Genomic DNA, 20,686 nt, shown 5'->3' on the forward strand with positions numbered 1-20,686 from the left:
TATTTGTTCAACCCTATTAGTATCTAATAGAAAAAAAATTATATACGAAAAGAGTGATAAAAATGGCGGAAATAATTGATATAGTATTGCAGACATTAGTAGCTTTTTTTGCAATATTACTTATTACAAGAATTTTAGGACGACAACAGGTAGCTCAACTTACTGTATATGAGTACATAAATGGTATAACTTTTGGGTCAATTGCTGCAACTGTGGCAACAGATTTAGGCCAATCAAGCTGGGGGCATATCATAGGGTTGTTTCTATTTGGAGGTTTAACTTCGATTTTGTCATATTTATCAAAGAAAAATAGAACTATAGCTAAAATAATTGATGGTGAACCTGTGTTAGTAATACAGGACGCCCATATACTTGAGAAGAATTTGGCCAAATTTCAATATACTGTTGATGACTTAACTCATCTGTTAAGAAAAAAAGATATATTTAATATTCAAGATGTTAAATATGCTATTTTAGAAACTACTGGGGAGATAAGTGTTGTAAAGAGAGCTGGAAAGGAAAATATAAAAGTTGAAGATATGAATTTGCAAGTAAGCCAAGAAGAATTAATTACAGATATTGTTGTTACAGGAAAGATAATTTATGAAAATTTAAATAAAAGAAATGTTTCTGTTAATTGGCTAAGTGGTCAACTAAGAACCATGGGCGTAAAGAATATCAATGATATTTATTATGCAACTTTAGACAAAGATAAAAAAATATATATAGATTATTTGGATGATAAGTTATCAAACCCTGCTGATATTACAGAGGGTATCTGATATAAGACACTACAAATTTTAATGAAAGAAGGTATCTAAATGAAAAAAATCAAAATTAACAAACTATTTCCTTTAATTTGTGCAATATTAATTTCAGTATCTCTACCAATGAGATATGTAAAGGCAGAAGATAAGACACAAGGTCCATTTAAATTGCCAGATCTTCCATATAGCTATAATGCCCTTGAACCTTATATTGACGCTAAAACTATGGAGATACATTATCTAAAACATCATGGAGCATATGTAGAAAAGCTTAATGCTGCAGTAAATAAATATCCAGAACTAAAAGGTAAAACTATAGAAGAACTCTTAACAAGTCTAGACAGTCTTCCAGATGATATAAAAGAAACAGTTAGAAATAATGGAGGAGGACATTATAATCATAGTCTCTTTTGGACAATAATGGGTAAAGATAAAGGTAGAGAACCAAAGGGTGAATTAAAAGTGGATATAGAAAAGACATTTGGTTCTTTTGAAAATTTTAAAAAAGAATTTAAAACTTCTGCTCTCGATAGATTTGGTAGTGGATGGGCATGGTTAATAAAAGATAAAGATGGCAAATTACAAATAATATCTACAGCCAATCAAGATAGCCCAATAATGAGTGGAATAACACCTATAATGGGACTTGATGTTTGGGAACATGCTTATTACTTGAAATATCAAAATAAGAGAGCAGAGTATATAGATAACTGGTGGAATGTAGTGAATTGGGAAGAAGTTCAGAAAAGATATGAGAGTTGACTATTCTAAATCATGCTTATAAAAATACAAGGATAATATGAATACATATAATTGTAGGGTACCAAAATTTATGCTGCATTATTATTAAAGTGTTGCTTTTCCTTAGTAGACGTTGATTTACCACCTTCCTAAAAATTAATAATACCGTTCTATTACATTGGTAGGTATAAATATTAATAGACAGTTTTCACAAGAATATGGTAGACTTGTTTGTAAAGGGTTTTATAAACAATTGTTTTATTAGAAAATAATTAAACATTAGGAGGATGACCAATGTATTTTAAAGAAAAACATGGATTTAAAGAAGATTTTCTTTGGGGAAGTGCATCTGCAGCTTACCAAGTAGAAGGTGCAGCTGAAGAAGATGGAAAAGGAAGAAGTAACTGGGATGAATTTGTAAGAATTCCTGGTAAGACATTTAAAGCTACAACAGGTGATGTGGCAGTTGATCATTATCATAGATTTAAAGAAGATATTGCTTTAATGGCAGAAATGGGATTAAAGACTTATAGATTTTCAATTTCTTGGTCAAGAATTTATCCAAAGGGCAAAGGGCAAGTTAACGAGAAAGGTCTACAATTTTATGAGGACATAATAGATGAATGTATAAAGTATGGAATAGAACCAATGGTTACAATTTATCATTGGGATATGCCACAAGCTCTTCAAGAAAAATATTGTGGATGGGAAAGCAGAAATATAATTGAAGATTATGAGAATTATGCAATAACTTTATTTAAACGTTATGGGAATAAGGTTAAGTATTGGATAACATTAAATGAACAAAATGTATTTACAACCCATGGATGGGTACTTGCAACACACCCCCCTGGTAAGAAGAACGATATGAAGATGTTCTATCAAGTAAATCATCATGCAAACATAGCCCATGCTAAAGCAGTACTTGCATTTAGAAAATTAGTTCCAGAAGGTAAAATAGGTGCAAGCTTTGCATTTTCACCAAGCTATGCTATTGATTGTAATCCTATTAATGCCATGGCTAAGGCAGATTTTGATGACTTACAATCATTCTGGTGGATGGATGTTTATGCATATGGACATTATCCAAAGGCAGCTTTCAAGTATTTAGAGAAACAAGGGATAGCGCCTAAGTTTGAAGAGGGGGATGCTCAGCTTATGAAGGCGGCTGCACAAGTTGACTTTATGGGAGTAAACTACTATCAAACATCAGTTGTTGAATATAATCCAATAGATGGTGTTGGAATGTCCGAAATGAATACTACAGGTAAGAAGGGTATATCACAAGTTAGTGGAATACCTGGATTATACAAGAATCCAGCAAATCCACATCTAAAAACTACAGATTGGGATTGGACTATAGATCCTATGGGAATAAGAATGTGCTGTAGAACAATTACTAGTAGATACGATTTACCAATAATCATATCTGAAAATGGTCTTGGAGCATTTGATAAGAAAACTGAAGATAATAAGATTCATGATGATTATCGTATAGCATACTTAAAGGCTCATATAGAAGAATTAAAAGAAGCTGTTAATGAAGGCTGTGAAGTGCTTTCATACTGCACATGGTCAATAACAGATTTATTAAGTTGGTTAAATGGATATCAAAAGCGTTATGGGTTTATTTATGTAGATCGTGAAGAGTCAGAAGGATCATCTATGGATCGTTATAAAAAAGATAGCTACTATTGGTATCAAAATGTAATAGAGACAAATGGTGAAGAATTATAAAATAAGTGATATTATAAAAATACATTTTAAAAGCCCCTAAGTTGATGAGACTTAGGGGCTTTTTATACTTGTAAAAATCTAAATTTAGTTACTAGACACTATCTTCATTATTGAGTAATGAAATAATCTAGTAGATCTTCAGTACTTATGATTCCAATGACATCATCCTTATTAATTACAGGCATAGCTAGTATATTATTTTCCCTTAATCTCTTTGCTACTGTAAGTATATCTTCATCTGATTGTGCAACTATTACTGATTTAGACATAACCCATTCAACAGGGCAACTGTCGTAATGCCCTGGAGCAATCATAAATCTATATATATCAGCTTTAACAATCATTCCTACTAATTTCTTAGTATCATCTATTACAGGCAAACCATTTATATTTAAAGAATTTATTAAGGATAAAGCTTTATCTATGGTATCATTTACATTGATGGTATGGGGAGGTACTTTAATAATGTTAGCTATTTTCATAATATCATCTCCTTTTCTACAGATAAAAGTATAGTATATCTATTTATACTATAAGTGTACTACAAAACTAATATTTAGCAACGTGCAACCATATAATTATATAGATATTTCCATGTATTTATTCTTTAAAAATTCAACTATAATTAAACAATTAAAATTCATTGAGATTTAAAGGCAATTAAGCTATAATAATGCAATATCAAATAGGTGTTTTTTGTGTAATTAAATTAGAAATTCTGATAATTTGTTAGGAAAAGGAGAAAGTCTATGTTAAATGATTTGTTTGTAAATGTGCTGATACTTATATCATTTACTTTCCTAGGGGGGGATATTATAAAAGAAATCCCTATAAAAAGAATGGATAAATTAGATTTTAAAATAATATTAGGCATATGCGGTGGGTTGTTAGGGGTTTTAATGATTTTTTATAACATAAATGTTCCAGGTACTACTGCCATAATGGATCTTAGAGCATTAGTTTTTATGATGATTAATTATGTAGGGGGAATAATCCCTACAATTATAGTAGGGATTATAATTGGAATATTTCGTATTGCACATTATGGTATAAATGAATCCTCTGTTAGTGCAATAATTAATATAATTTTATACTTAGTATCATTTAATTATATTAATAAAAAAATTAAAATACCATGGAAGAAATGGAGTTGTAAACTTATATCTGTAGCGATAATATTAATATCTACTTTTATTTATTTATTAAGAGAGATGGAAAATCCGTATATCATAATAGCAACTTTTACTGGAGTTATTATACTTGCTGGGGTTATGGAGTACTTTTTACTAGAGTATGTTAGAGATTCTAACAGATTACTAAAAATGTATAAAGAAGACTCAACGAAAGATTATCTTACCGGCCTTAACAATACAAGGAATTTTGATTTGTTGATAAATAATAGTTTTAAAACTGCAATTGAAAATAATGAGAAATTATCTTGTCTTATGCTAGATATAGATCACTTCAAAATGGTTAATGATACATATGGACATTCAGTAGGAGATATTATTTTAAAAGAACTTGGAGAGATCCTTATTAAAAACTCTAGGACATTTGATATTGTAGGAAGGGTAGGGGGCGAAGAATTTTGTGCGCTATTGCTTGATTGTCCACCAAACCGTTCTTTAGAAATAGGAACTAAAATAAGAAATGCTGTAAAAAATCATAAATTTGATATAGGTGAGGGAAGAATCATTAATATAACTATTTCTATAGGAGCTGCAACATATCCTGATAATGTAGAAAGTTTAGAAGAGATTAGGAGACAAGCAGATAATGCCCTTTATAAAGCAAAGAACTCAGGAAGAGATAAAGTTTGTAATAATGATACGTGTATTATAGAGTAAATCAGAATTATATTTTAATCAAAAAAGAGCAAGTATGTTTGTTTAATACAAATATACTTGTTCTTTTTTGAAATTAAATTATAAACTTAGAAACTATTTATTTAAATTATCAGCTACTAGAATATTACTATTTAACAAATATTACATTGACACAAATAGTAATATTGCTTATAGTATAAATATGAGGTGAACAATATGAATGAGCGTAGCATAAGTAGCGATTTAATTCGTGGAAATATAGATGTTATTATTCTTTGTGGATTATTTGATGAAGATAATTATGGGTATGAAATCATTAAAAGTATTTCCAAAAAAAGTGATGGAAGATATGAATTGAAAGAACCGTCTTTATATACAAGTTTAAAAAGACTTGAATCTCAAAATCTTATTGAGTCATATTGGGGAAATGAAAGCCAGGGTGGAAGACGTAAGTATTATAAAATTACAGCACTTGGGAAAGAAGCATATGAAAAATCCATTTCAGCTTGGAAAATAGCAAGAGAAGTAATAGACAAACTAATTGAAAGGTAGGGAAATATTTATGGAAAGGTTAAAAAAACATGTTGATAGCATATTTAGTAGATATAAAGAAGATAAACAGATTAGAGAATTGAAATATGAAGTTTTAAGTAATCTTGAAGCAAAGGTAGAAGATTTAACATCGAATGGAATGGACTACAATGAAGCTATTAAAACAGCTATAAATAGTATAGATAACATTGATTATCTTATTAATGGAAATAAAGAAGTATATATTACTAAGTACAAACTTGAATACTTACAAATGATTTTAATCTATCTTTTAGTAGGTTGGATAATAACTATCCCTTTATCAATTCTTAGACAAGGAATATTAATTAATTTTATTTTATTGATTTCAAGTATTGTTACGGGAATAAGATATTTATCTTTAAGAAAGAAAAATGGAGACTTTATTCATTGCAAAGACTTTATTAATTTACAATTTTCACTTAAAATTAGAAAAATTGCATGGAGTATTTGGATTCTCTTTATTATAATATATTTAGTTTTCATCACAGCAATTCAATTTGGAAGTAATGTTTGGTTCTCAAGGCCAGTTATAATAGATGGACCGTATCAATTTGCAATACTGTTAATAAGCTATCTAATACCACTTATATCAGTAATAATTCCATTATATTTTAGTTTAGCACCAAAGTTAATTATAAAATATGAGGTAGGTGAAGATAATGAAGATAAGGAATAAAATAATACTTTGTTTAGCCATAATTGGGATTGTATTATATGCCATAGTTCAGGGTGTGGTTATTCCAGAAGATAACCATAAGAAGGCTGAATACATAGAAAATCAAAAGAATCCGATAACTCATGATTTAGATAGTATTATGAAATATAAAAGCAAGTATATGGGAGACAATAGTAATATAACAAATTTATTTTATAATTTACCTCTAAATAATATTTCGAATACTTTTGAATTATTTCCAGATAAATTAACAGTAGAAGTAAATTATAAGGAGAGCGTAGAGAATATTGATAAAGATGAATTAGAAAATTCTCTAATTTATAATACCATTGCATCATTTGCTTTAATTGATAATCTTGAAAAAATTAATTATAATTTTACCAATTCAACCTATAAATTTTTACGATCAGATATTGAAAAAATGGTTGGCGAAGATTTATCAGGTTTATTGACAAGAGATAAATGGAAAATAAAAGTACAAGATAGAATTGAAAATGGTGAATATATGATTTGAATGGTGTATAATTTAGTTAATAAACAATAAATTATGTAGTTAAAAAATACTGTTTATAATAAATTGTTTTACAGAGGAGGATATTTTATGTCAAAAGATTTCAATACAGCTTTAAAAGAAAGACGTACTAGATATGCCATTAGTAAAGAAACTACTATTTCTGATGCTAAAATTGAGAAATTAATTAAAGAGGCGGTAAAGTATACCCCTTCATCTTTTAATGCTCAAAGCTCAAGAGTTATAGTATTATTTGGAGAAAGTCACAATAAATTATGGGATATAACTAAGGAAACTTTAAAAAAGATTGTTCCAGAAGATCAATTTACATCTACTGAAGAGAAAATAAACTCATTCAAAAATGGATATGGAACAGTGTTGTTTTTTGAGGATAATAGTGTAATTAAATCACTTCAAAAACAATTTGAATTATATAAGGACAACTTTCCAGTTTGGTCACAGCAATCCAGTGGTATGCTACAATATGTAGTATGGACTTCATTAGAAACTCAAGGATTAGGAGCATCGCTTCAACATTATAATCCTATTATTGATAATGATGTGAAAGACAACTGGAGGATTCCACAAAATTGGAGTCTAATTGCACAAATGCCATTTGGAACACCAACAGCACCACCGGATAAAAAACAGTTCCAACCTATAGAAGAACGCGTTAAAATATTTAGATAATTTAATATAGAATTAGGTAAAGATATTAATAAAAAGCACTTAAGAAATAATTAAATTTCTTAAGTGCTTTTTATTTTTCAAAAATAAAAAGATCCAAATGCAGAAAAGACTACATTTGGATCTTTTTGTTATTTCTTAGAAAAAACAGATAAAATGATGTTAAGGATATCCTTGATTGTATCAACATTATTCATAAGACTATCCTTAGCTACAATTGCATCAGCCGTAGCTTCAGTTACTACAGCACTTACATCCTTTAAGTTATCTGAAATCTCAATAGCATTTTCAGTTACTATAGGTAAGTCTTTGCAAATCTTATCAATATTTTGCTTGTTAGCATTTAATAAAATATTAATATTATTAGCCAACTTTCCAACTCTGCTTAAAGTAATTATAGAAAATATCAAAGCAATTGCCCCAATAAGACCTATAACTACCCAAAACAAATCAAATAAACTTATATACATTGGTCCCACCTATAACTATTCTATAGTTTCCTCTTCAACTTTTTCTTCAATTGCAGATTCTACATCTGCACACTTCTCTTGAGATTTTGATTTCTTACTAGCTAAGTAGTCAGAAATTTTAACTTTAGCGCCTTGTATATCCTTTTTACCTTCACAAACTCTAGAGTCTAAAGTTTCTTTAAGAGCAGCGCTTTTTTCTGATAATCTATCCTTAGTTTCACTCGCTTTTTCAGCAATATCAGATCTAGTTTTTTTACCAGACTTTGGAGCGAACAATAAACCCATGATAGATCCTAATGCAGCACCTGTAACAGCAGTTAAAGAAGCAACCTTAGCAACCTTAATATTCTCTTTTCTTTTTTGATCTCTTTTCTTTTTTTCAATTAATGCATAAATTCCCATAAATTCTCCTCCTTAAATAACTATTTATAGACAATTGTACCATTGTCTATTAGTAAAAGTCAATGATTACATTTACATTTACATAATTCCTCGAAATTTTAGTCAATTCTAAATATTATATTTATTTCTTTACAATAATGTGAAAGTTTTTTCTTTTAAAATGGTATAATTCAATAAAAAGTTAAGTAAAAAATATAATTATAAAATTAAAACCATATGTATTGACATAAAAACATAGTGTTGATATAATCATACAAAACATATGGACGAAGTAAGAGTGGCTATAAGAATATCAATTAACTAAAATGAATGGAGGAATTTTAAATGAGTAAAAATTATAGATTTGAAACACAACAACTACATGCAGGTCAAGACGTAGACCCTACAACAAAATCAAGGACAGTACCAATTTATCAGACATCATCATATGTATTTGATAATACACAACATGCGGAAAATCTTTTTGGATTAAAAGAAAATGGAAATATTTATTCAAGAATTATGAATCCAACAAGTGATGTTTTTGAAAAAAGAATGGCAGTACTTGAAGGTGGAGTTGGAGCATTAGCTACAGCAAGTGGATCAGCAGCAATTACTTACTCAATATTAAATATTGCAGGAACAGGAGATGAGATTGTTGCAGCAGCAACCCTTTATGGGGGAACATTTAATTTATTTTCAACTACTTTGCCAAGACTTGGAATTACAACAACTTTTGTAGATCCTGATCGAGTAGAAAACTTTGAAGCAGCAATTACTGAAAAGACTAAAGCAATATTTATTGAATCTATTGGAAATCCAGGAATTAATATAATTGACATAGAAGAAGTAGCAAAGGTTGCACATAAACATGGTATCCCATTAATTATAGATAATACATTCGGTACACCATATCTAGTAAAACCAATTGAATTTGGAGCAGATATAGTAGTTCATTCAGCAACTAAATTTATTGGTGGACATGGTACTTCAATTGGAGGAGTTATAGTAGATGGAGGAAACTTTGATTGGGCACAAAATGATAAGTTCCCAGGATTTACAGAACCAGATACTAGCTATCATGGACTTGTTTACGCTAGAGATATTGGGGCAGCAGCATTTATAACAAAGGCACGTGTACAATTACTTCGTGATACAGGAGCTACTTTAAGCCCGTTTAATTCTTTCTTATTTTTGCAAGGATTAGAAACTTTATCACTTAGATTAGAACGTCATGTTGAAAATACTAAAAAGATAGTTGATTTCTTAAATTCAAACGATCAGGTAGCATGGGTTAATTATCCTTCATTAGAGGGTAATAAGTACTATGACTTAGCTAAAAAGTATTTACCAAAAGGCGCAGGTTCTATATTTACCTTTGGAGTTAAGGGCGGAGAAGCTGAAGCTCGTAAGTTTATAGATAGCTTAGAAGTATTCTCTCAACTTGCAAATGTAGGTGATTCTAAATCATTAGTAATTCACCCTGCATCAACTACACATCAGCAGCTTTCAGACACAGAACAAGCAAATGCTGGAATTACTAAAGATATGATTAGACTTTCTATAGGTACAGAACATATTGATGACCTTATAGAAGATTTACAAAATGCTTTTTCTAAAATAGGATAATATTTATTGACAACAATAAAAAATAGGAATAATATAAAAATATAATTTAATATATTCTTCGGGGCAGGGTTAATTTCCCTACTGGCGGTATAGCCCGCGAGCCATTGTGCTGATTCGGTTTAACTCCGAAGCCAACAGTAAAGTCTGGATAAAAGAAGAAAATGAATAAGTATAGTTTATTATTATGATAACTCTATTTGTGTATTTTGCTCTGAAATATTTTATATTTCAGAGCTTTTTTAATTTACATGATGGGATGATTTTACTTATTTTTGGAGCCTCGAATAATTTATTCGAGGCTTTTCTTTGTTAATATTTATTTTTTTGTTAATACTAAAATAATAATGTGTACCCAAAAGAGGAACTTTGTGTGGAATTGATAATTGATAATTGAGAGTTGAAGGATAAAACTCCTAGGAGTTTTTGAAAATATATAATTTTAGAAATTCTGCAGGAATTTCATCTATAATTTTCAATTTTCCACTTTCAATTAAAAAAGAGAGGATTGATATGATGGATAGAAAATATATGAAGATAGCTTTAGAGTTAGCTAAAAATGGAGAAGGACGAGTAAGTCCAAATCCAATGGTGGGAGCAATTATTGTAAAGAACGGTAGTGTAATAGCTGGCGGTCATCATAGAGAATATGGCAAAGCCCATGCTGAGGTTGATGCCTTTGAAAATGCCACTGAGGATGTTGAAGGAGCTACTATGTATGTGACTCTAGAACCTTGTTCTCATTTTGGGAAGACTCCTCCCTGTGCAGATAAGATAATCGAGAAAAAAATATCAAAAGTGGTAATAGGTAGCTTAGATCCTAATCCGTTAGTTGCTGGAAATGGAGTAAAAAAGCTTCAGGATGCAGGGGTTATAGTAGGTGTTTTAGAAGATGAATGTAAAGACCTAAATGAAGTATTTATGAAATACATACTAGAAAAAAAGCCCTTTGTTGTGATGAAATCTGCCATGTCATTAGATGGAAAGATTGCAACCTATTCAGGTGAATCAAAATGGATTTCAGGGGAAGAATCAAGGAAAAATGTTCATAAACTTAGAAATAAACTATCCTCTATTATGGTGGGAGTACAAACTGTAATAAAGGATAATCCAGAGCTTACCTGCAGAACAGAAAATGGTAGGAATCCTATAAGGATAGTTGTGGATAGTACCCTTAGAATACCAATTGAATCAAAACTTGTAGAAGGTGCTCGGGATATAAAAACAATAGTTGCAACAACAGATAGAAGAGATAAAGATAAAGAAATACTGCTTAAAGAAAAGGGTGTAATTATTTTAGTTACTGAACAGATAAACAATCAGGTAGATTTATTAGACTTAATGAAAAAGCTAGGAGCCTTGCAAATAGATAGTGTACTTCTTGAGGGAGGAGCTACATTGAATTTTTCTGCACTTGCTCAAGGAATTGTAGATAAGGTCCAAGTGTATATTGCTCCTATGATAATAGGAGGGGACAAGGCTAAAACTATTGTTGGAGGTACAGGAGTAGAAGCATTAACGGATGCCTTTAAATTAAGAGATTTAAAAACAAGTCTAATTGGGCAAGATATTCTTATAGAAGGTTATGTGAAGAAAGGTGAAGAATAATGTTTACAGGAATAATTGAAGAGGTAGGAGAAATCCAAAATATAAAAAATGGAATAAAATCTTCAAGGTTAGCGATAAAAGCTAAAAAAGTTATTAATGATACTAAGATTGGAGATAGCATATGTACCAATGGGGTCTGCCTTACAGTTATCAATATAGCAGGAAACCTATTTGAGGCAGATATTATGGCAGAAACATTAAGAAGAAGTAATTTAGGTGAGCTCAAATCTGGTAGTAAGGTAAATCTTGAACGGGCCTTAACCCTTGATAAAAGATTGGGAGGTCATTTAGTTAGTGGACATATAGATGGTGTAGGACAAATAGTCGCTAATTTAAAAGAAGATAATGCCGTATGGATTACCATAGAAGCAAATAGTGAAATTTTAAGATATATAGTTAAAAAAGGATCTATAACAATAGATGGTATAAGTCTAACTGTCGCCTATATTGATGATAAAACCTTTAAGGTATCAATTATTCCTCATACGGGGGAAGAAACTACCCTACTTAATAAAAAAATTGGAAAGAGAGTTAATCTTGAATGTGATGTAATAGGAAAATATGTTGAGAAACTTTTAGGGTTATCTCTAAACAAAGAGGAAAAGACAAAAGAGACCCTAGGTGAAAAATTTTTAAGAGAAAATGGATTCATGTAAATAAAGGGAGGATAAAGATTATATGTTTAAGTTTAATAGTATTGAAGAGGCTATAGAAGATATAGGCTTAGGAAAAATGGTTATAGTTATTGATGATGAAGATAGGGAAAATGAGGGGGATTTAATCTTGGCATCAGACAAGGTTACCCCAGAGGCAATAAATTTCATGGCAAAATATGCTAGAGGTTTGATATGTATGCCTATGGAAGAGGCTAGGCTTAAGAGATTAAATATTCACCCCATGGTAGAGACTAATACTGATAATCATGGAACTGCCTTCACTGTGTCCATTGATCATTGTGAGACTACAACAGGTATTTCAGCCTTTGAAAGAGCATTTACAATATCTAAAACATTAGATGAGAATGCAAAGGGAGAAGATTTTACAAGGCCAGGACATATTTTCCCATTAGCGGCTAAAAAAAATGGAGTACTAGAAAGAACTGGACATACAGAAGCTGTTGTGGACTTAGCAAGATTAGCTGGGCTTAAACCCGCGGGAGTTATTTGCGAAATTATGAAAGATGATGGAACCATGGCAAGAACAGCAGATCTTATGGAGTTTTCTAAAGAGCATAATCTGAAAATTGTTACTATTGCAGATTTAGTTGCCTATAGACGGAAAAATGAAGTGCTAGTTGAAAGAGTTGCAAAAGCTAAAATGCCAACAAGGTATGGAGAGTTCACTATTCATGGTTTTATAAATAAATTGAATGGAGAACATCATGTTGCCTTAGTTATGGGAGAAATAGATAGTGATAAATCGATTTTAACAAGAATTCATTCGGAATGTTTAACAGGAGACGCCTTAGGGTCGAAAAGGTGTGATTGTGGAGAACAGTATGATGCAGCTATGAAGATGATAGCAAAAGAAGGAAATGGAATACTGCTTTATTTAAGACAGGAAGGTAGAGGAATAGGGTTAATAAATAAATTAAAAGCCTATGAACTCCAAGATGGGGGCCTTGATACAGTTGAAGCAAATCTTAAATTAGGATTTGCAGCAGACCTTAGAGATTATGGAATAGGAGCTCAAATATTAAAGGACTTAGGAGCTAAAAAGCTAAGACTTATAACTAATAATCCGAAAAAGATAAATGGATTAGCTGGATACGATATTGAGGTCGTAGACAGGGTTCCAATACAAATTGAATCAAATAAGTATAATAAAGATTATTTAAAAACAAAACAAGAAAAACTAAATCATATACTAAATTATTAAAAAAAGGTGGAGATATTAAGATGAATATTATTGAAGGAAAATTAATAGCAGAAGGATTGAAAATTGGTATTGTTGTAGCAAGGTTTAATGAGTTTATAGTATCTAAATTACTAGGGGGCGCGCTAGATAGCCTAAAAAGACATGGAGTTAATGAAGATGATATAGATGTTGCTTGGGTTCCTGGAGCCTTTGAAATACCATTAATAGCAAAGAAAATGGCTAAAAATGATAAATATGATGCAATAATTTGTTTGGGGGCAGTAATAAAGGGGTCAACACCACATTTTGATTATGTTTGCTCTGAGGCATCTAAAGGAATAGGAGCTGTATCATTAGGAGAAGAAAAGCCTGTGATATTTGGAATACTAACTACTGATTCAATTGAGCAAGCTATTGAAAGGGCAGGAACTAAAGCTGGAAATAAAGGATATGATGCAGCAGTTACAGCAATTGAAATGGCAAATTTAATGAAGAAGTTTTAGGTGAAAACATTTATTATACCTCATGTAGTAATAAAATAGAGGATAACTTTATATAGTTAAAAGTAGATTAAGAAATAAATAGTGGAAAATAATTACAATTTTGTATCTATTAATGCCCTTAGTGTATAATCTATAAGTAAGTAAAATTTATATTAACATAAAATAAATAGATTTAATGAATTATAGATTATTGTGCTTAATATGTAGGCTGTCATTTATATAGTTTGTATACAGCCATATGAAAGCTTAAAAATTGTTAGGAGGACATTATTATGTTACGTGGTGCAGGAGTTTTGATGCACATATCTTCACTACCGGGGAAGTTTGGTATAGGTACATTTGGAAAAGAAGCATATAAATTTGCTGATTTTATTAAAAAGGCAGGAATGAAATATTGGCAGATACTTCCGCTGGGTCATACAGGCTTTGGAGATTCACCTTATCAATGTTTTAATGTATTTGCTGGAAATCCATATTTTATTGATTTCGACATTTTAGAAGAATCAGGATTATTGAAGGATATAGAATACAAAAACGAAGATTATGGCCAGAATAGCGAAAAAGTCGATTATGGGAAAATATATAACTCAAAATATAAAGTACTTAAAATAGCATATGAAAATTACAAAGTGGATAAACCCTATGAAATAGAGCTACAATTTCTACAATTCAAAAAGAAAAATTCCTTCTGGCTAGAGGAGTATTCATTATATATGGCATTAAAGCTGCATTTTGATGTTGGTAATTGGTATAACTGGGATAATGATATTAAATCAAGAAAGCCAGAGGCTATAATAAAATATAAGACTAAATTGAAGGATGAAATAGAATATTGGTCTTTCATACAATATTTATTCTTCAGTCAGTGGTTCGAGTTGAAAAAATATGTTGAGGTTTTGGGAATAGAGATAATTGGAGATATTCCAATCTATGTTGCTGAGGATAGTGTAGATACTTGGAGTGCTCCTGAAAACTTCAGATTAGACAAAAGGACATTAGAGCCAACAGTTGTTGCAGGGTGTCCTCCTGATGCTTTTTCTGATACAGGACAGCTTTGGGGAAACTTAATTTATGATTGGAACTTAATGAAGAAAACAGGCTATAAGTGGTGGATTTCTAGAATTAGGGAGAGCCTAAAACTTTATGATGTAGTTAGAATTGATCATTTTAGAGGGTTTGAATCATATTGGGCAATTCCTTATGGAAATGGAACTGCAGTTAATGGAAGCTGGGAAAAGGGTCCGGGTATAGAGTTGTTTAATGCAATTAAGGCTGAACTTGGAGATGTAAATGTTATTGCTGAGGATTTAGGGAATCTAACTGATGAAGTTAGAGACTTCTTAAAGCAAACAGGTTTTCCGGGAATGAAGATTCTTCAGTTCGCCTTTGATGGCTCTAATGATAATTGTTATTTACCACATAAATATAGTCCAAAGTGTGTTGCCTATACTGGAAGCCATGATAATGATACCTTATTAGGTTGGTGTGAGAAAACTGCAAGTGGAAATGATATAAAAAATGCAAAGGAATATTTAGGATTGAATGAGACCGAAGGATATAGTTGGGGCTTAATTCGAGGAGTCTGCGCATCTGTAGCTGACGTATCCATTGCTCAGATGCAGGATTTCATAGGCGCTGGAAATGAAGCCAGAATGAATTTGCCTTCAAGTATGGGAACAAACTGGAGCTGGAGAATTAAAAGTGACAGATTAACAGATGAGTTAGCCAATAAAATGGCTGGATTAAATTATAGATTTGAAAGATAAATAAGAGCAATACATGAGGAATAGAATTTGAGAAAAGTTCTATTCTTCTTTTTTTGTCATATAGCTGTGTATTCAATAAATGTTGTTAATATTTTCAAAAATCTCTGATTTATTATATGAGGTCTAGTTAAGATTACTATTGCTAGAATAAATAACAACATTTATTGCATACAGCGAGTTATAAGAAATTTTACGTAAATATAACAAGAGTATTATATAGATAATATATATATAGCTTATCCTTATAATATAGTAGGAAAATAGGAGGGTTATATATTGGATATTATTGATAAAAATATTAGAGATAATATTATTGAAAATATTAACCAGGGCAAGTACAAAACTGATGGAAAATTACCGTCTGATAATCAACTAGCATTAAAGTACGGTGTGCCAAGAATAAAAATCAGGAAAATATATGAACGTCTTGAGGATATGGGATATATTTATTCACTCCAGGGTAGAGGCAGATTCTTCAAAGGGAAAAGTGAACATATCGAATTGGTTTTATCAGGCAATGAGAGCTTTTCTAAAAAACTTAAGAGTAAGGGTTATGATCTTGTAACTAAGAATATATTTTGTGAAAGAATACCTTTCAATAAGAAAATTTATAATGAGTTAAAAGTGGAAAGAAATATTGCTGTTTATAGGATTGGAAGATTAAGGATTGTAGGGGGAGAACCCATAGCAATACATATTTCATATTTAGCTGACTCTGTTTTCCCTAATATATATGAGGAAGGAAAAAAAATCACTTCAGTATTTGAGTATTACGAAAGTAAGGGCTTTAGTAATTATATTAGTGGAAAAAATCTTTTAAGTTTAGGGTACCCTATTTTTAAGGAAGGAGAATATCTACAATGTGGTGAGCTTGTACCATTATTAAAGCTTGAAACAAATTGTATAGATGAAAAGAGAAATATAGTTTTAGAGTATACAGAAATATTGTATAGAGGAGATAAATTTAAGTATGAAATAAATCTCAATAAGTAAGGGCTTTTTGATAATAAAAAATCAAAAGGCCTTTTTATTTATTTAAAAACAGATTGTTAACATGGATTAACATTCTTTTAGCATTACTTAACTTGGTGCCAAGATATAATTCAAATTGTAAGGAGTGGATGGAATGAATAGAAGGAAACGGACAGAGATATTAATAAAAAGTAGAAATGATTTAGCTAAAAAATTAGCTGATGATATCAAGGATAAATATGAAATTAAAGAAATAGAGGCTCCAAATCATGGGCTTGTAATGATAAAAATAAGAGAAACTGCGAAGAAGGAACTTTTTTACCTAGGAGAAATTTTTGTAAGTGAAGCAAAGGTATATATAGAAGGAGTTCTAGGTTTGGGTATTGTTGCGGGAGATAGAGAAGAATTGGCCTTAAATCTAGCAATTATAGATGGGGCCTGCAAAAAGAATTTAGAAGAGACTGGTCACTGGGAAAAGTTTTTATTGGAGGAAGAAGCGCAGATAAGAGAAAGAGAAAAGAAAATAGAAGAAGGTGTTTTAAAAACAAAGGTAGATTTTACTACTATGGATATTTAGGAGGGATTTATATGAAACTAGATTCAATACATGACCTACAGGGGGTCTATAGAAAAGTTTTAAATGCAATGGCAAGACCTGGGGTTATAGAAAATATAAACCAAGAAGCGGAAAAAGTAGATATTGAATTGGACTGCTTTAAGGGAACATTTCTTTTAATGCTAATGCTTTTGGATGGGGAAGTTACCTTCCATATTATTTCAGAAAATACTATGAATATAACTAGTTTAGTAAGTCAGATGACATATGCAAAGATAAGGCCTTTAGATGAAGCAGACTATATTTTTGTTTTAAGCGATGCTAATTCTAAAAGATTAGCATTAGCATATAGGAAAAGCAAAATTGGAGATTTAGTCAATCCTAATAGCTCGGCCACTATAATAGCTGAATTTGAAGAGATAAAAAAAGGTACACAGTTAGAGCTTGTTGGACCTGGAATAAAGGAAGCAAATAGGATTTCAATAAGTGAAAGTAGGGCTTGGATAAGAGCTAGAAAAGAAAAAAATCAAGAATATCCTTTAGGAATTGATGGAATATATATTGATAAAAAAGGTAATGTTATGTGTCTGCCTAGAACTACTCAGATTAAGGAGGAGAGCTAAAGTGGGATATGTGGCAGTAAAAGGTGGGACCAAAGCTATAGAAGAATCTATAAATAGATTAAAATACGAGAGATTAAAAAAGGGAGAAGTTAGTGATGTTAATAACATAATTGCTTCAATGAGAGGACTTATTGACCAGGTTATGTCAGAGGCAAGTCTATATTCTCAGGAATTAGCAGCCATAGCAATTAAGCAATCAGAAGGTAATATGGAAGAAGCAGTTTTTTTACTAAGGGCATATAAGTCTACTCTGCCTAGAAAACATTATACAAGAACAGTTGAATCAAGGGATATGTGGGTAGAGAGAAGAGTATCAGCATCCTTTAAGGATATTCTTGGAGGTCAGATTTTAGGAGCAACCTATGACTATACTCATAGATTAATAGATTTTGATTTAATAGATGAATCTAAAGAAGAGACAAAAATATGGCTTGAAAATTTTGAAAAAGAGTTAGAAGAAGCTGAAAAATCTGAAATTGATTTAAGACGGTTACCTAAGGTATTAGAGTATTTAAGAAAAGGGGGGCTAATTAAGGATCATCAGGATAATAATGAGCCTCCTATGGATATAACCAAGAAAAGTATTGAGTTTCCAACAAAAAGAAGTGAGCGATTGCAAAGTTTAACAAGGGGACAAACTGGAGGGGTTAACTCTTTAGCATATTCAGCTTTAAGGAGTAGTGGAATTACACACCCAACTGTCGGTGAAATTAGAGTTGGAAGACTCCCTTTATATATAGAAGAACCCCTGTCTAGTGGAGAAGGCGAAGAGGAAGACTACTATATTGGTGATATAAAGGTAACAGAAGTTGAAATGTTTATCCCTAGTTCATCTAAAAACGATGGAGGGGAACATGAACAAGAATTTGATATTGGCTATGGTATTTGTTATGGACAGAATGAAACAAAGGCAATATCTATGAGCATTCTAGATGAATGTTTAGAAAAAAAGGATAAAAGATATCCTACAGGAGATGAGGAGTTTGTACTACTAAGTATAGATTCAGTAGAGTCTACAGGCTTTTTATCCCATTTGAAATTGCCTCACTATGTAACATTCCAATCAACTCTTGATAGTGTTCGTAAAACTCGTAAAAAGGAGGAAGTTCATGAAGGTTAAGTATAATTTTGCATTCTTTGATGAGGGATCTAAGAGAGAAATCCGAAGAGCTACTTTAAAAGCTGTGGCTATACCTGGTTATCAAGTGCCGTTTGCATCACGTGAAATGCCAATTGGTAGAGGCTGGGGAACTGGTGGATTGCAGTTAACCTTATCCCTAATAGGTAGAGAAGATATATTAAAGGTTATAGACCAAGGTGCTGACGAATCAGTTAATGCAGTAAATATAAAAAAGTTAGTGAAAAAAACCACAGGAGTAGAGACTACTGATGAAACAGATAAGGCTACTTTAATCCAATCAAGGCATAGAATTCCAGAAGTACCTTTAAAGATGGGACAAATTCTAGTACTTCAAGTACCAATACCAGAGCCATTAAGGCTTGTAGAACCCAGCGAATATAGGACAAAAAGACTTCATAGAGACAAGGAATATAGTGGAGCTTGGCTTATGTTATTCGAACAAATTATAAAATACGGAACTATGGCTACAGGGGCAGATCACCCTGTGATGGTTAATGATAGATATGTTATGGCACCAAGTCCAATACCTAGGTTTGATAATCCTAAAATGAATTATTCAGAGTTATTAATTCTTCTAGGGGCAGGAAGAGAAAAAAAGGTTTATGCAGTTCCTCCCTATACAAAGGTTGAATCCTTAGCTTTTGAGGACTATCCTTTCCAAAAAGAAAACTTTGAGGATAAGCACTGTGGATTATGTGGAAAAACAGGCGTGTATATGGATGAACTTGTGGATAAAAATACAGGTCAAACCTATTACCAATGTAATGATACAAGTAATTGTCTTAAGACTTTAAATGAAGAGAGGTTTTATAATGAAGATCTTTGAAAAACCTATTTTAGAAGTCAAAAATCTTAGAAAACAGTTTGGTGAAGGCTGTGAGTATTGCAGAGAAATTAGTGAGGAGAAGTTAGAAAAAAATTATTGTCCTAAGTGTGGAACTGTATATGCTTGCCAAGATGTTTCCTTCGAAGTTTATGAAGGCGAAATTCTTGGAGTTGTAGGAGAAAGTGGAAGTGGTAAATCTACTATGATGCAAAGTCTATACTTTGATGATCAGGTTACAAGCGGAGAGCTATATATTACAAATTATAAGGAAGGAACTAAAAATATTTTTGAAGAATCCTCTCAGCAAAAGACATTTATAAGGAATAATTTGTTTGGTAAAGTTTATCAAAATCCAATGCTAGGTCTTAAAATGGATTTTTCTTGTATAGGTAATATCGCTGAAAAGTTAATTTCATCTGGAAATAGAAATGTTGGATTTATGACGCAGAGGGCAAAGGAACTTTTAGACCATGTTAATATCCCTATATTTAGAATGAAGGAAGCTCCAAGAAATTTTTCAGGAGGTATGCAGCAAAGGGTACAGATAGCAAAAGCATTATCTAATAATCCACCTATATTACTTTTAGATGAGGTGACTACAGGCTTAGATTTATCAGTACAGGCTAATGTTCTTGATTTAATAAAGAAACTTCAACGGGAGCTAAATATAAGTATGGTAATAGTTTCTCATGATTTAGGAGTAATTAGAATGCTAGCAGATAGAACGATAGTTATGTTAAATGGGAAGGTTGTGGAAAGTGGTTTAACAGATCAGATTTTAGAGGATCCTAAGCACCCATATACACAACAATTAGTTCAATCGCTATTATAAGGGGGTA

General features: G+C 31.3%; 23 protein-coding genes and 1 riboswitch. Of the genes, 20 read left to right on the forward strand and 3 right to left on the reverse strand.

Annotated elements, in window-relative coordinates; translation table 11 throughout:
* Positions 1–62 precede the first annotated feature (62 nt).
* The 3 genes from CLVI_RS01410 (at position 63) to CLVI_RS01420 (ending at position 3,245) form a co-directional block, all read left to right on the forward strand.
* The gene (locus CLVI_RS01410) at positions 63–782 is read left to right on the forward strand and encodes a YetF domain-containing protein (protein ID WP_106058321.1); all 720 of its coding nucleotides are present in this window, start codon (positions 63–65) and stop codon (positions 780–782) included.
* A gap of 39 nt (positions 783–821) precedes the next feature.
* Positions 822–1,529: a superoxide dismutase gene (locus CLVI_RS01415; RefSeq protein ID WP_106058322.1), complete on the forward strand. Its 708-nt coding sequence runs from the start codon at positions 822–824 to the stop codon at positions 1,527–1,529.
* 273 nt (positions 1,530–1,802) lie between these two features.
* Positions 1,803–3,245 (forward strand): glycoside hydrolase family 1 protein, encoded by a 1,443-nt coding sequence (locus tag CLVI_RS01420; RefSeq protein ID WP_106058323.1) that lies wholly within the window; start codon positions 1,803–1,805, stop codon positions 3,243–3,245.
* Positions 3,246–3,352: 107 nt separating this feature from the next.
* Here CLVI_RS01420 and CLVI_RS01425 read toward each other — a convergent pair whose 3' ends face one another.
* Positions 3,353–3,727 (reverse strand): CBS domain-containing protein, encoded by a 375-nt coding sequence (locus tag CLVI_RS01425; protein WP_106058324.1) that lies wholly within the window; start codon positions 3,725–3,727, stop codon positions 3,353–3,355.
* A gap of 267 nt (positions 3,728–3,994) precedes the next feature.
* Between CLVI_RS01425 and CLVI_RS01430 the strand changes: the two genes are divergently transcribed.
* The 5 genes from CLVI_RS01430 (at position 3,995) to CLVI_RS01450 (ending at position 7,521) form a co-directional block, all read left to right on the forward strand.
* Entirely contained in the window at positions 3,995–5,092 is a 1,098-nt protein-coding gene (locus tag CLVI_RS01430; protein ID WP_106058325.1) for a GGDEF domain-containing protein, read from the forward strand.
* A gap of 195 nt (positions 5,093–5,287) precedes the next feature.
* A complete protein-coding gene (locus CLVI_RS01435; RefSeq protein WP_106058326.1) occupies positions 5,288–5,623 on the forward strand; it encodes a PadR family transcriptional regulator in 336 nt (111 codons plus the stop codon).
* A gap of 10 nt (positions 5,624–5,633) precedes the next feature.
* Positions 5,634–6,320 (forward strand): permease prefix domain 1-containing protein, encoded by a 687-nt coding sequence (locus CLVI_RS01440; RefSeq protein ID WP_106058327.1) that lies wholly within the window; start codon positions 5,634–5,636, stop codon positions 6,318–6,320.
* Positions 6,304–6,834 carry a DUF4825 domain-containing protein gene (locus CLVI_RS01445; RefSeq protein WP_106058328.1) on the forward strand — a complete coding sequence of 177 codons (531 nt, stop codon included), beginning with the start codon at positions 6,304–6,306 and terminating at the stop codon, positions 6,832–6,834. The genes CLVI_RS01440 and CLVI_RS01445 overlap by 17 nt, the downstream gene beginning before the upstream one ends.
* Positions 6,835–6,921: 87 nt before the next feature.
* Positions 6,922–7,521, forward strand: coding sequence for a nitroreductase family protein (locus CLVI_RS01450; protein ID WP_106058329.1), 600 nt, complete (start codon positions 6,922–6,924; stop codon positions 7,519–7,521).
* A 128-nt stretch (positions 7,522–7,649) separates the two neighbouring features.
* Here CLVI_RS01450 and CLVI_RS01455 read toward each other — a convergent pair whose 3' ends face one another.
* Complete coding sequence (locus CLVI_RS01455) at positions 7,650–7,988, reverse strand: hypothetical protein (protein WP_106058330.1); 339 nt, start codon at positions 7,986–7,988, stop codon at positions 7,650–7,652.
* Positions 7,989–8,003: 15 nt separating this feature from the next.
* On the reverse strand, positions 8,004–8,390 hold the full coding sequence (locus CLVI_RS01460) for a YtxH domain-containing protein (protein WP_106058331.1): 387 nt from the start codon (positions 8,388–8,390) through the stop codon (positions 8,004–8,006).
* Between the two features lie 324 nt (positions 8,391–8,714).
* Between CLVI_RS01460 and CLVI_RS01465 the strand changes: the two genes are divergently transcribed.
* The 12 genes from CLVI_RS01465 (at position 8,715) to CLVI_RS01520 (ending at position 20,679) form a co-directional block, all read left to right on the forward strand.
* Complete coding sequence (locus tag CLVI_RS01465) at positions 8,715–9,998, forward strand: homocysteine synthase (protein WP_106058332.1); 1,284 nt, start codon at positions 8,715–8,717, stop codon at positions 9,996–9,998.
* 50 nt (positions 9,999–10,048) lie between these two features.
* Positions 10,049–10,162: riboswitch (FMN riboswitch) on the forward strand.
* Between the two features lie 349 nt (positions 10,163–10,511).
* The gene (gene ribD, locus CLVI_RS01470; RefSeq protein WP_106058382.1) at positions 10,512–11,603 is read left to right on the forward strand and encodes a bifunctional diaminohydroxyphosphoribosylaminopyrimidine deaminase/5-amino-6-(5-phosphoribosylamino)uracil reductase RibD; all 1,092 of its coding nucleotides are present in this window, start codon (positions 10,512–10,514) and stop codon (positions 11,601–11,603) included.
* Entirely contained in the window at positions 11,603–12,259 is a 657-nt protein-coding gene (ribE, locus tag CLVI_RS01475) for a riboflavin synthase (protein WP_106058333.1), read from the forward strand. Before ribD ends, ribE begins: the two co-directional genes overlap by 1 nt.
* A 22-nt stretch (positions 12,260–12,281) precedes the next feature.
* Positions 12,282–13,481 (forward strand): bifunctional 3,4-dihydroxy-2-butanone-4-phosphate synthase/GTP cyclohydrolase II, encoded by a 1,200-nt coding sequence (locus tag CLVI_RS01480; RefSeq protein WP_106058334.1) that lies wholly within the window; start codon positions 12,282–12,284, stop codon positions 13,479–13,481.
* 20 nt (positions 13,482–13,501) lie between these two features.
* Positions 13,502–13,963: a 6,7-dimethyl-8-ribityllumazine synthase gene (gene ribH, locus CLVI_RS01485; RefSeq protein ID WP_106058335.1), complete on the forward strand. Its 462-nt coding sequence runs from the start codon at positions 13,502–13,504 to the stop codon at positions 13,961–13,963.
* 272 nt (positions 13,964–14,235) lie between these two features.
* On the forward strand, positions 14,236–15,729 hold the full coding sequence (gene malQ / locus CLVI_RS01490) for a 4-alpha-glucanotransferase (RefSeq protein WP_106058336.1): 1,494 nt from the start codon (positions 14,236–14,238) through the stop codon (positions 15,727–15,729).
* Between the two features lie 276 nt (positions 15,730–16,005).
* The gene (locus CLVI_RS01495) at positions 16,006–16,722 is read left to right on the forward strand and encodes a GntR family transcriptional regulator (RefSeq protein WP_242980508.1); all 717 of its coding nucleotides are present in this window, start codon (positions 16,006–16,008) and stop codon (positions 16,720–16,722) included.
* A 133-nt stretch (positions 16,723–16,855) separates the two neighbouring features.
* Positions 16,856–17,278 carry a phosphonate C-P lyase system protein PhnG gene (gene phnG, locus CLVI_RS01500; protein WP_106058338.1) on the forward strand — a complete coding sequence of 141 codons (423 nt, stop codon included), beginning with the start codon at positions 16,856–16,858 and terminating at the stop codon, positions 17,276–17,278.
* Between the two features lie 11 nt (positions 17,279–17,289).
* On the forward strand, positions 17,290–17,880 hold the full coding sequence (phnH, locus tag CLVI_RS01505; RefSeq protein WP_106058339.1) for a phosphonate C-P lyase system protein PhnH: 591 nt from the start codon (positions 17,290–17,292) through the stop codon (positions 17,878–17,880).
* A gap of 1 nt (position 17,881) precedes the next feature.
* Positions 17,882–19,000, forward strand: a complete 1,119-nt coding sequence (locus CLVI_RS01510; RefSeq protein WP_106058340.1) for a carbon-phosphorus lyase complex subunit PhnI — start codon at positions 17,882–17,884, stop codon at positions 18,998–19,000.
* On the forward strand, positions 18,990–19,847 hold the full coding sequence (locus CLVI_RS01515; protein WP_106058341.1) for an alpha-D-ribose 1-methylphosphonate 5-phosphate C-P-lyase PhnJ: 858 nt from the start codon (positions 18,990–18,992) through the stop codon (positions 19,845–19,847). The genes CLVI_RS01510 and CLVI_RS01515 overlap by 11 nt, the downstream gene beginning before the upstream one ends.
* Positions 19,834–20,679, forward strand: a complete 846-nt coding sequence (locus tag CLVI_RS01520; protein WP_106058342.1) for an ATP-binding cassette domain-containing protein — start codon at positions 19,834–19,836, stop codon at positions 20,677–20,679. Before CLVI_RS01515 ends, CLVI_RS01520 begins: the two co-directional genes overlap by 14 nt.
* Positions 20,680–20,686 lie beyond the last annotated feature (7 nt).

It is taken from the genome of Clostridium vincentii (assembly GCF_002995745.1).
Taxonomy (GTDB): domain Bacteria; phylum Bacillota; class Clostridia; order Clostridiales; family Clostridiaceae; genus Clostridium; species Clostridium vincentii.